This window comes from Pedobacter sp. (assembly GCF_035566355.1).
In the GTDB taxonomy this organism is placed as follows: Bacteria; Bacteroidota; Bacteroidia; order Sphingobacteriales; family Sphingobacteriaceae; genus Pedobacter.
Genome location: NZ_DATMRL010000536.1, coordinates 1 through 11,085, shown reverse-complemented (window position 1 = coordinate 11,085; position 11,085 = coordinate 1). Strand labels below are relative to the sequence as shown.

Below are 11,085 nucleotides of genomic sequence, written 5' to 3'. Positions count from 1 at the left end.
GCGTTCAGTAAAAATAGTGACCACATAAAATGGAGCGATACCACTTTCACCCGAGATGATGACCGCGATCAGTTACGCGCGGAACTCAGCTGGCAAGCGGCAAACAAGTTTAAAGTAACCACAGGAACAGAAGTAGCCTATTATTCTTATGCACAACAATTCGATGTACATCAGGGAAAATTTAGCGAAACTCTGATAGCGGCTTATCTGGAGGCCGAGTACAAACCTTTGCGATGGCTTGCCTTCAAACCCGGCCTAAGAACCGAATACAGCAGATTGTCAGAAAAGGGAGACGTTGCACCGAGGCTTTCTTTAGCGGCCAAAATAACGGCACACAGCCAATTAGGAGTAGCAAGCGGTATATTTTACCAGTCCCCTCCAACTTTGTACTTGTTACAAGGTTACCGGCCTTCACCACAAAAAGCCATTCACTATCTTGTCAATTATGAATGGATAGAACGCAACCGGTCCCTTCGAATAGAAGCCTTTTATAAAGACTATAGCAAGCTGGTTAGGGAAATTGGAACCAAGTATAGTCCTAACCCTTACCGCTTTGATCTTGGAATGGTAAATAATTCCGGATATGGCTATGCCAGGGGGATGGATTTTTTTTGGCGGGATAAGTCTTCCGTAAAAAATTTCGATTATTGGATCACCTACAGCTTCATTGATACAAAAAGGTATTATCAAAACTATCCTTCATCTGCTACTCCTGATTTTGTTTCCAAACACAACTTCAATCTTGTTACCAAGTATTATCCGGAAAAGTTGCATACTGTTTTCTCTGTAGGGTACAATTACGCCAGCGGAAGAACTTATTATAATCCATCATCTACCTCATTTTTAAATGAAAAGTCTCCTGCATATCACAATCTGTCTTTTAAAGCAAGTTATCTGACAAATATTAAAAAGATGTTTGCTGCATGGTATGTCAATATTGACAACCTCAGCAACTACAAAAATGTATTGGGTTACCGCTATTCGACAGATGGACGTTTCAAAAACCCGGTGCTTCCTCCACAATACAGGGCTATTTTTTTTGGTGTATACCTGTCAATCTCAGAATTCAAAAAAGATGAACTATAAAATAAACAACAGAAAAATGAAAACAATGATCAACACTGCACTTGGAGTTATGCTTTTCTCCCTTTCGGCAGTCTCACTAAAAGCACAAAACATTGAAACTTCACTAAATGCAGGTTATAAAGACCTGCAATCAGCTACAAGTATTCCAGCTATGGCTGAGGCCAATAATAAGTTCAATCGAATTGCCTCTAAGTGGCCAAAAGAATGGGCAGCCAACTACTATGCTGCTTATGCCAATGCTTACATAGCCATAAAAGAACCGGATATTAAGCGGAAAGACCAGCTATTAGACCAGGCCGAGAATTATCTGAATATCATGAATGCCATTGACGCTTCCAATGACGAAAGCCTGGTGTTGACAGCCTATGTTGCTTTTTCCAGATTCTTGGTTGATCCAGCAAATCGCTGGAAAAAATACCTGGATATTATGAATACAAATCTTGAAAAAGCCAAAAAAGTAAATCCAGATAATCCCCGTATTTATTATCTGCAGGGAATCCCAATATTTAACAAACCTGTATTGTATGGTGGCGGTAAGAAAAAGGCTAAACCTTATTTTGAAAAGGCCAAATTACTATTTGATAAAAAACGAGCGTCTTTTTCTGCCCTGCACCCGTACTGGGGAGAGCAGGAAAATAAGGATTATATGTTGAAATGTGACAACTAAAACCTTCTATTACGCGATTTAAAAACTATATTAAAATGAATATTACAGCAGATCAAACCGCTCATTCAGGGCAAAAATACCGGGGGCCTCATCCCGGCATTACAGCCCTCGTATATGTCATTCTATTTATGGCTAGTATTGCACTTGTGCCTTTATTATCTAATGGATCAATATTACCCTCCCCATTTACCGATATTCGAAAAATCCAGGAATTGACCCGTGACTTCCCATGGGCGCTAAAAATTAATGCTTTTCTGCAATTTGGGGCCGCAATCCCATTGGGTTTATTTACAGCCGCTGTTGTCACAAAAATAAAAACAATGGGTGTAAATGCAGCCGGCCTGAATATCGCATTATTCGGTGGAATAACAGCTTCCGTATGGGTCAGCATTTCCAGTCTTTTCACCTGGGTACTGTGTCAACCAGGAATTACAGATCAACCCGGCATTATGTACGTACTTCGGCTACTGAGTTTTGCAACAGGCGGAATAGCACATTTGTTGCCTTTAGGCTTATTAATGGCAGGAATTTCTGTTCCATGTTTATTGTTGAAATACTGTCCGGCGTGGATAGCCTGGTTAGGTATAGTGCTTGCCGTATTGGCAGAACTCTCCTTTTTCGGATTGATATTTCAACAGGCATTTATATTGCTGCCTATCGTTCGTTTCATTTCCTATATATGGATGATCGCTATTGGCTTTGCCATTATGAAAACGAAATGAAGTTTGTTCCTCTTACCCAACGTTCAATTATAGCCTGCAAGAAAGAAAATGGTGGCTATATTTTGTTCCTTGGGTAAGAGGAATGATGAAAAATAAGACTATCCGAAGGGGCTTCCTTTCGGTCAAACTGACCATAATCTCTTACGACATCGGCTATGCGCAAGTGATAGTCTTTAAAAATACCGTTTCGGCCTTCTGTCTGAGCTTCCCGATGCAGTTCAAGATTACGCCAGGCTAATATTGCCTTTTCATCCCGCCAGAATGACAATGATAAAATCTTTTCCGGATGGATTAGGCTTTGAAACCGCTCTATAGATATAAATCCGTCTATTTTTTTCAATTCAGGGTTAAGTTTGGCAGCAATATTCAGGTACTCCTCTTTTTTTCCATCATTTGGTATCACTTCAAAAATAACCGAAATGCTATGAAAAACTTTGCTGGTGTTACCATTAGTCTCGGAAATAAAATTACCAACTTCCCTGTATAATCGATGCCTGCTTTGCTCCAGATGCAATACATGCGTACCCCGCCCGATAATTACATAATGCTTATTGGGCGAACTTTTCATAGAATCGAGCAGATCAAGCGCATCCTGATCATTTGGATAATTATCCCAATCGCCCCGGATAACCAGTACTGGGCATCTAATCTTTGATGGATCGTAATAACTAATGCCATGTTGCAGGTTTTCCAGATCCTGTAAGGGACCTGCAGGAAAATATACATTTTCGGGATCGGTCTTTTTTACCTTCGCATCAGAATTTAACCATATATTTTTCCATTCTTTAAATATCTCCGGTTCGAGTCTTGAAGTCTCTCCAGTCGGTGTAAGGTCTTTCATGGCGTCTACCCGCTCATCCGGCGTCATACGTGCATAAGCTGTTGTAATATTCCCGGGTTTGTCGGCAGTTTTCCCCAAAGTTACCGGCGCAAAGAGTGTCAATTTTGCAATATTTTCAGGATGATTTTCTGCATACAGCATAGCAACCGAGCCACCCCAGGAGTGTCCGATAAGGATAAGTTGCTTGGCGCCTGTTTTGTTCAAAATATAAGCCACGGCTTTATCGACATCTTTATAAACTTCGTCTGCCATGCCCGGAGGTTTGCCGTTTACTTGCTGTTTTACAATCTGGGGATAACGGTCAGCCTTACCATATCCCAACATATCAATTGCATAGCTATCAAAATTGCGTTGTGCAAGATCGTCCATCCATGACATTCCGCTCATACGGAAGCCAAAAGAAAGTTCCGAGGGAAAGGATGAACCGTGTATGAAAAGGACAGGCAACTGTCCGGTTATCGTTTTTGCAGGTAAATGCAAAAGACCTATTTCCAGACCATGTATATGGCTTTCAATGCGAATCGTTTCAAAGTTCATAGAATTATAGTTTAAGGTTTACGCTTGAATATGCATATTAAAAAGTGATGTTGGTGATACTTCATTAACAGCTTTTTCATCAAATCTTTTTTTTCCAAAGATGAAAGCAATTATTTATTCACAGTTCAATCTCCGATGAACTGTGAATAAAACAACTACACTATATTTGAGCCATGGATATGAAGGAACTCGAACGGATAGCTGCATTAATCGGTGACCCGTCAAGGGTAAAAATACTCTGGGCATTACTGGATGGCAGGGCCTATACAGCCACCGAACTTTCTATATTTGCTGACCTTTCGCGGCCCAATATCAGTATGCATTTAAGTAAGCTGATCGACGCTGATATTCTGAAAGTGTCTTGCCAGGGCCGACACCGTTACTATAGCTATTCCCGAATGGAAGTTGCATATGCTATTGAAGCTATGGGCGCACTTGTGCCCGCACCGGAATTAAAAAAGAATGTTACATTACGTAAAGATCCCATTAGTTACTGTCGAAGCTGTTACGATCATCTCGCTGGAAAGGTAGGCGTAGCGATTACTGACCAATTGATTAAAAAAGATTATCTGAAATCTTTTCCTGATGGTTTTGAGATAACACCAGCGGGTATTATATTCTTTGAAAGAATTGGAATAAACACCAGATTATTTAATACCCAAAAACGAACAATCGCAAAACCATGTCTTGACTGGACAGAGCGCAGATTTCATCTCGCTGGTTCACTCGGCTCGTCCCTGCTTCAATTTTTTTTAAAAGAAGACCTGATGCGGCGTACAGAAAATTCACGTGCTCTGCAAATTACTTTTAAAGGAAAGAAAGAATTATTTGAACAACTCGGTTTAGAATTTAACTAAGCGGCTGTTTGAAAGCCATTGTAGTTTAATGAATCATTTTTTGATATTTTTAGTTGTAAAATTAACCCATTGACAAATTACCATTTGATAAACCAAGAAACCCACCTATCGGATTTAAAATCAAAATTTAACAGCTACTTTCCAATTTCGGATAAGTCATGGTCACTTATTGAAGAAAATATCGAGTTCCAAACGTTCAAAAAAGATGAAATCATACTTAAGGAGGGTCAAATCTCCCGTAAAACTTACTTTGTCTGCAAAGGTGCAATAAGAGCCTTTTGTACAGATGTTAACGGCAACAGCTATAATAAAAATCTTTTCCTGGAGGGAGATTTTGCCGGCTCAAAGGTATCAGCCATTCAAAAAACGCCTTCAACATTTACCCTTGAAGCATTGGAAGATTCGGTATTGATCAGTATTAATTACAATAAATACCAGGAGCTCATTTATAATAATGAAGATCTCAAAAATTTTTACATTGCCTACCTTGAACGCAACTGGATCATCGAAAAAGAACAAAGGGAAGTATCTATAGTTTTAGAGAACGCAACCATCCGTTATTTAAAATTTATTGAACAATATCCCAACGTGGATAAAAGAATTCCTTTACAGCACATTGCCTCACATTTGGGCATCACACCAACTCAGTTGAGCAGAATCAGAAAAGATTTAAAAAAAGAGCAAAGTCAACATATGTAAAGAGCATTGTAAATTCTCCAATTTACCTTTGCATCATGAATAAACTTTTGCTTTCTTGTTTGGCGTTTATCGGCGGTGCATTCTTAGCTGTCCAGGCAAGCTTAAACGCTAATTTAGGTGTTATATTGAAAAAACCGATTTTAGCATCGCTCGCACAAAATGCCAGCGGTATGGTATTTGCCCTGGTTATTGCTACATTGAGCTTTAAAACGCAGCCCAGTTTAGCAACCGTTAAACAGGTTCCAGCTTATCTCTGGTTTACCGGAGGACTTTTTAGTGTTCTGGGCATAAGCTTATACTACTTTACTATCCCCAAATTAGGCTTCTCTACAATGATTTCCTTAGGCTTATCCGGTCAATTAATTTTCGCAGTGGCAGCAAGTCATTTTGGTTGGTTAAATATGGAAATAGAGCCTCTAACCATAAAGAAGCTATTAGGCATTGTTTGTTTACTGGCAGGTATACTACTTATTAAAATAAAATGAAAGAAAGTTACAATATTATACAGGCGAATATCATTAACCTAACTTCGATCTGGCAGCAAGCAGCAGAGTTATTTGATTCATGCTATTTGTTAAATGATTTTAATTATTGCTATATCGAAAATTCAGACTGGCCGAATAGGTTATGGTTTAACGGAAGCATCACTGAAAGCATTATAGACGAGGTTAAGGATAAACTATTTTCAACACCAAAACCCATAACCGTTTCTTGTTGGAACATTGATGACAGTATTTCTGATCACCTATTGAAGAAAGCCGGATTTAAAGAAAAATCAGTACAGATAGGGATGTCGCTTAGATTAAAGGAGTGGCCTCAAAAACAGCTCCGGTTAAATTTCAACAAGGTGGTTAATGCAGATCAGGCTGGACTATGGGCAGAGGTATACTCTAAAGCATTTGGATATAGAATAAGTGAAGAAATTGTTAAAAAAACATGGGGTGACATTGAATTTTATTTAGCAATCCATGAGGAAGGACCGGTTGGAACAGCAATAATTTATCGAACTGGCAATATTGTTGGTATTCATGGTATTGGGATAATCCCTGATCAAAGACGGCAAGGTTTTGCAGAAGAAATTATGGAGTTCGTACTTAGCCGTGCAAGCATATTGGGTGCATCCCATATCACTTTGCAAGCTTCGGTAATGGGAAAGGGACTGTACAGTAAACTCGGTTTTAAAGAAGATTTTGTTCTTAAAAACTATATTCTGGATCAGAATATTTAGCACCTCAATCTAAATAAATTAAGAAAACCTGCTTCGTTGTTTTGTGAACAGCAGTAAAAATATACAAGCAGGAAAACTCGACATTCGATAATATGAAAGAAATTAAGAAAGAAGACATCAAACAAGAGGTTTTTGACCTTTATGATGATTATGTGCACAGCCGTTTAAATAGAGCAGACTTTGAACAAAAGCTTGCGACATACGCCGTAAACGGCTTGACTGTTTCTGCGTTGTTGGGTTTTATTATGCCTAAATACAATAGTACGGTACAGGTAAAGCAAAACGATCCGCGACTAAAATCTGAATACATCAACTATAATGCTCCCAAAGGTGGCGGGAACATAAATGCATTGTTGTCAATGCCAGCTGTTACAAATAATCAACTCAGCGGACTTGTTGTTGTGCATGAAAACCGGGGGCTTAACCCGCATATCGAGGATGTGGCAAGAAGGGCTGCTTTGGCTGGTTTTATTTCTATTGCACCTGACGCCTTAACACCTCTTGGCGGCTATCCTGGTAACGACGATGCAGGCAGGCAGATGCATGATAAACGTGACACTGGTGAAATGTTTGAGGTTTTTATTGCAGCATATGAATATCTAAAAAACGATAAAAGATGCAATGGTAAAATTGGTGTTGTAGGCTTTTGTTTTGGAGGAACAGTTGCAAATATTATGGCCGTGCAAATCCCTGATTTATCAGCAGCAACGGCTTTCTACGGTGGGCAGCCAGCTGTAGAAGATGTGCCTAAAATTCAAGCATCTCTTATGCTGCACTACGCTGAATTAGATACGGCTTATAATGCTGGATGGCCGGCTTACGAGACAGCCTTAAAAGCAAGCGAAAAAAAATACAAAGCCTATATATATCCCAAAACCAATCATGGTTTTCATAATGATACTACCCCCCGTTACGACAAAGTTTCAGCAGAGCTGGCATGGAAACGAACAATTGATTTTTTTAAAATGGAATTAAAATAATCTTAAGTTTGCTATATACTGAGGAAAAATGAATTGGATCACCCGTGAAAGACCAAAAATAGACCGCATTGCTTGTCCCTGGCTAATTAAAAAGTTTATTGACATGGACGCGCAATTCTTCTACGTTCCGTTCGATCAGGTTATTGAAAAAGCAGACGAATTAAATGCGATACCTTTTGATGTTCCAGGCGTTGAACTTACACATCAAAAAGATCAATGTACTTTTGATGCACTAATTAAAAAATACAATTTAAATGACCCCGCGCTTGATGCAATGGCACCAATTGTTAGAGGTGCAGATACAGACCAGCACCACCTTTCTACTCAATGTGCCGGATTATGGGCAATTGCTGCTGGCATGGCTTATAACATTAAAGATGATGTAGAATTACTCCAGGCGGGAACTGTAATCTACGATGCTCTATATACATGGGCAAAGCATCTACAAAACATCAAACACACTGAAAGCCCGGTAGAACAATTACTCGTCGACGTTTACCAAAAATTCCTTAAGAAAGGGACCGCAGGTAAAATACCAGCTTGGGCAACTGAACTAAAAACCATCATACAAGACCAGATTGATACCAACCTCGCGTTGAGTTTAACAGGTATTTCGCAGGAATTAAATGTAAATCCTGCTTATGTTTCAAGAGAATTTTCCAAGTATTTTGATAACCTTTCCTTTGGAGAGTACATTAGAAAGCTCCGGATAGAAAAAGCAGTTGCATTCATTGAAACTTCTGGCTATTCTCTATCCGAAATTGCTTATCTGACAGGATTTTCCGACCAAAGCCATTTTGCCCGTATTTTTAAAATGGAAACTAGTTTAACACCCTCTGCGTACAAAAAAAGCACTTTGAAAGGTAAAATACGTGCTAATAGTTAAAACCATTCTATTTTATCTTCTCCAAGGTTCGTAGCCTTGTGCTATGCAAATTACAACCTATAAAACCTGCTTCGCAATCTTATTTATAAGCGGTCTCTTAATTTCATTTACTGGCTATTCACAACAAATGCCTACACAAACTTATCCAAAAATAGCAGGATATGTTGGAATCGTCCATCCCATTGTTACTTTTAGTACGGATGGAACCCATACGAATTTTAAAGACAGTTATGCTGTTGGAATGCCTATAGGCATCAATATCTGGAAGAGTGCTAAAATTGGCTTCAGTAGTGAGATTGTCCCTTTTATCAGAGCCACTAGTTCTGGAAGCAAAGTCAACAATGTGCTTTTCCATCCTGGGGTTTTAGTTGCACTTGGAGATGGTTTTACTTTTGCAGGTCGGTTGGCTTTTGAAACCTCAGGCAGGTATGGTTTTACCCCGGTTTTTAATAAGATCATTAAGAAAAATAAAGGAAGCAATTTCTTTGTTGCTGTTCCGCTTCCTGCCCGCTTTGGAAATAATGCAGCAAGTACTTATGGGATAGGTTTTCAGTTTGGCGTTGGCTTTTAAACTAGGAATAAAATCATGAAACAGAAACCGATATACAAGCTTAGCAATATGACCCTTTATTTTCTAAAATTAGGGACATGGGGTTTTGGTGGCCCTGTAGCCTTGGTAGGTTATATGCACCGTGATCTTGTTGAAAACAAAAAATGGATCACTGAAGAGGAGTATAAAGAAGGCCTTGCCCTTGCCCAATTGGCGCCTGGTCCTTTAGCTGCTCAATTGGGCATCTACATAGGCTTTGTTCATTATAGTTTTTGGGGTGCAACTCTGGCTGGACTAGCCTTTGTTTTACCTTCATTTATTATGGTGGTATTACTCGGTATGGCTTATAAACTTTATAGTGGGCTACCAGGAATGCAGGCTGTATTTTATGGTGTGAGTGCCTCAGTGATCGGAATTATTACGATCAGTGCTTATAAATTAACTCTAAAATCTGTTAGCAGCTTAAAACCAGGGGCTATAAAATCTAATTGGTTATTATGGTTATTCTACCTGGCAGGCATTGTGGTTACGGTTATCACACAACAGGAAAGTGTCTTATTGTTTATTGCCTGTGGGTTCATCTATATGATCGTTAAGGCGCCACCTAAATGGTTTAAAAGGCCATCGGAAATTCCTTCAATGCTGTTAATGGGTACTGGTTTTTGGGAGTATAAAGGAAAAACAGTAGAAGAAATCTGGTGGTTCTTTCTTAAAGCAGGTACTTTTGTATTTGGTAGCGGACTGGCCATTGTTCCTTTTCTTCATGGTGGTGTAGTCAATGAATTTGGCTGGCTCAACGAAAAACAGTTTGTAGATTCTGTTGCCGTAGCAATGGTTTCTCCAGGTCCAGTAGTGATCACTGTTGCTTTTATTGGTTACCTGGTGGCCGGTTTTCCTGGTGCATGTGTCGCTGCAGTGGCTACATTTCTTCCTTGCTATATCTTTACGGTTGCTTTTGCGCCATCTTTTAAAAAGATAGCTAAAAACCAGAGCATCAAAGCTTTTGTTGATGGTATTACTGCGGCAGTTATCGGTGCATTGGTTGGTGCAGTTATTATTATTGCCATGCGTTCAATTATTGATATACCCACTGCATTGATTGCTCTAGTTTCCATGCTGACGCTGATTTATGTTAAAAAGGCAAAAGAGCCGCATTTGATATTGATTTCAGCAGTGATTGGATTGATCTTAAAATTATCTTCATGTTGCCTCCACCCCATTTTTTGACGGTATTATTTATAAGAACCCAGTTTTTTTCATACTGATATTTATTGTTGTATAAGACCTGAAATAACATTTATACTCAACGCAACTATAACCGTATTAAAGGCGAAAGAGAGTATACCATGCATCCATGCCAATCGTCTTATACGTTTCGAGGTAATTTGTACGTCAGAAACCTGAAAAGTCATGCCGATTACAAAGGAAAAATAAATGAAGTCCAAATAATCGGGTTCTTTTTCATTTGGAAATTCCAACCCCTCTATATACTTCGCTTTCGAATTGGACTTAGTAGGTGCTCCATAATAAAGGTGGGCATACCTGAATGTAAAAATGGTGTGAACCAACCACCATGCACAAACTACTGAGGCGATCGAAAGAATAGTATGTTCAACCAGATCCTTTCCTGAAAGTCCTTTAGAGGAATGCAACAATAAAACAACAACACATAAACTGACGATAGAAGAAAGAATAACGAAAATAAAAATCAGCAATCTGCTTGAGTCCTGTATTTTAGCAATTTTCCTGACTTCAATGGGATGAGAAGAGAGTATGGTTATCCAACCTAATAACAAGTTAGAAAGTGTAAAAGCCAGCCAAGTTGCCATCCAGTGTATTGGAAAGGCAAATCCTTCAGAAGTTAAAAAGAAGGTTGCCAGAGCTGACGCTAGAGATAAGTATAACCTATAATGACTATCCATTCTATTAATCCATTGAAAAACGATGAAATTTGCCATAATGTTTAACTATTTGATTTAAGGTTCTACCAATCTTTTTACTTCAACCATTATGCCATAAAAGCAAAGCATGA

At 39.0% G+C, this 11,085-nt stretch carries 13 protein-coding genes; 11 read left to right on the top strand and 2 right to left on the bottom strand.

Going from position 1 to position 11,085, the window contains the following annotated elements; translation table 11 throughout:
- From VNZ46_RS21065 to VNZ46_RS21055, 3 genes are all read left to right on the top strand, one after another.
- Window positions 1-1,086 (top strand): TonB-dependent receptor (locus VNZ46_RS21065; protein ID WP_325562301.1); only part of this gene is annotated, 1,086 nt, incomplete at its 5' end.
- Entirely contained in the window at window positions 1,076-1,753 is a 678-nt protein-coding gene (locus VNZ46_RS21060) for a hypothetical protein (RefSeq protein ID WP_325562299.1), read from the top strand. The genes VNZ46_RS21065 and VNZ46_RS21060, both read left to right, overlap by 11 nt.
- Before the next feature lie 35 nt (window positions 1,754-1,788).
- A complete protein-coding gene (locus VNZ46_RS21055) occupies window positions 1,789-2,475 on the top strand; it encodes a hypothetical protein (RefSeq protein ID WP_325562297.1) in 687 nt (228 codons plus the stop codon).
- 55 nt (window positions 2,476-2,530) lie between these two features.
- On the opposite strand, the gene VNZ46_RS21050 is transcribed toward VNZ46_RS21055, so the two are convergent.
- On the bottom strand, window positions 2,531-3,853 hold the full coding sequence (locus VNZ46_RS21050) for an alpha/beta fold hydrolase (protein ID WP_325562295.1): 1,323 nt from the start codon (window positions 3,851-3,853) through the stop codon (window positions 2,531-2,533).
- 179 nt (window positions 3,854-4,032) lie between these two features.
- On the opposite strand from VNZ46_RS21050, the gene VNZ46_RS21045 reads away from it, so the two are divergent.
- From VNZ46_RS21045 to VNZ46_RS21010, 8 genes are all read left to right on the top strand, one after another.
- The gene (locus VNZ46_RS21045; protein WP_325562293.1) at window positions 4,033-4,710 is read left to right on the top strand and encodes a winged helix-turn-helix domain-containing protein; all 678 of its coding nucleotides are present in this window, start codon (window positions 4,033-4,035) and stop codon (window positions 4,708-4,710) included.
- 84 nt (window positions 4,711-4,794) lie between these two features.
- Window positions 4,795-5,409: a Crp/Fnr family transcriptional regulator gene (locus VNZ46_RS21040; RefSeq protein WP_325562291.1), complete on the top strand. Its 615-nt coding sequence runs from the start codon at window positions 4,795-4,797 to the stop codon at window positions 5,407-5,409.
- 35 nt (window positions 5,410-5,444) lie between these two features.
- Complete coding sequence (locus tag VNZ46_RS21035; RefSeq protein ID WP_325562289.1) at window positions 5,445-5,894, top strand: DMT family transporter; 450 nt, start codon at window positions 5,445-5,447, stop codon at window positions 5,892-5,894.
- On the top strand, window positions 5,891-6,637 hold the full coding sequence (locus VNZ46_RS21030) for a GNAT family N-acetyltransferase (RefSeq protein WP_325562287.1): 747 nt from the start codon (window positions 5,891-5,893) through the stop codon (window positions 6,635-6,637). Before VNZ46_RS21035 ends, VNZ46_RS21030 begins: the two co-directional genes overlap by 4 nt.
- 92 nt (window positions 6,638-6,729) lie before the next feature.
- Entirely contained in the window at window positions 6,730-7,617 is an 888-nt protein-coding gene (locus tag VNZ46_RS21025; RefSeq protein WP_325562286.1) for a dienelactone hydrolase family protein, read from the top strand.
- A gap of 28 nt (window positions 7,618-7,645) precedes the next feature.
- Window positions 7,646-8,503: a chromate resistance protein ChrB domain-containing protein gene (locus tag VNZ46_RS21020; protein WP_325562284.1), complete on the top strand. Its 858-nt coding sequence runs from the start codon at window positions 7,646-7,648 to the stop codon at window positions 8,501-8,503.
- Window positions 8,504-8,630: 127 nt separating this feature from the next.
- Window positions 8,631-9,074, top strand: coding sequence for a hypothetical protein (locus tag VNZ46_RS21015; protein WP_325562282.1), 444 nt, complete (start codon window positions 8,631-8,633; stop codon window positions 9,072-9,074).
- A 15-nt stretch (window positions 9,075-9,089) separates the two neighbouring features.
- Window positions 9,090-10,280 (top strand): chromate transporter, encoded by a 1,191-nt coding sequence (locus VNZ46_RS21010; protein ID WP_325562280.1) that lies wholly within the window; start codon window positions 9,090-9,092, stop codon window positions 10,278-10,280.
- A gap of 41 nt (window positions 10,281-10,321) precedes the next feature.
- On the opposite strand, the gene VNZ46_RS21005 is transcribed toward VNZ46_RS21010, so the two are convergent.
- Window positions 10,322-11,011 (bottom strand): DUF1345 domain-containing protein, encoded by a 690-nt coding sequence (locus tag VNZ46_RS21005; RefSeq protein ID WP_325562278.1) that lies wholly within the window; start codon window positions 11,009-11,011, stop codon window positions 10,322-10,324.
- Between the last annotated feature and the right edge of the window lie 74 nt (window positions 11,012-11,085).

Bases quoted from the DNA above. Each gene is read 5' to 3' on its own strand.
- VNZ46_RS21060 (WP_325562299.1), top strand. From the start codon at position 1,076: ATGAACTATAAAATAAACAACAGAAAAATGAAAACAATGATCAACACT.
- VNZ46_RS21055 (WP_325562297.1), top strand. From the start codon at position 1,789: ATGAATATTACAGCAGATCAAACCGCTCATTCAGGGCAAAAATACCGG.
- VNZ46_RS21050 (WP_325562295.1), bottom strand. From the start codon at position 3,853: ATGAACTTTGAAACGATTCGCATTGAAAGCCATATACATGGTCTGGAA.
- VNZ46_RS21045 (WP_325562293.1), top strand. From the start codon at position 4,033: ATGAAGGAACTCGAACGGATAGCTGCATTAATCGGTGACCCGTCAAGG.
- VNZ46_RS21035 (WP_325562289.1), top strand. From the start codon at position 5,445: ATGAATAAACTTTTGCTTTCTTGTTTGGCGTTTATCGGCGGTGCATTC.
- VNZ46_RS21030 (WP_325562287.1), top strand. From the start codon at position 5,891: ATGAAAGAAAGTTACAATATTATACAGGCGAATATCATTAACCTAACT.
- VNZ46_RS21025 (WP_325562286.1), top strand. From the start codon at position 6,730: ATGAAAGAAATTAAGAAAGAAGACATCAAACAAGAGGTTTTTGACCTT.
- VNZ46_RS21020 (WP_325562284.1), top strand. From the start codon at position 7,646: ATGAATTGGATCACCCGTGAAAGACCAAAAATAGACCGCATTGCTTGT.
- VNZ46_RS21015 (WP_325562282.1), top strand. From the start codon at position 8,631: ATGCCTACACAAACTTATCCAAAAATAGCAGGATATGTTGGAATCGTC.
- VNZ46_RS21010 (WP_325562280.1), top strand. From the start codon at position 9,090: ATGAAACAGAAACCGATATACAAGCTTAGCAATATGACCCTTTATTTT.
- VNZ46_RS21005 (WP_325562278.1), bottom strand. From the start codon at position 11,011: ATGGCAAATTTCATCGTTTTTCAATGGATTAATAGAATGGATAGTCAT.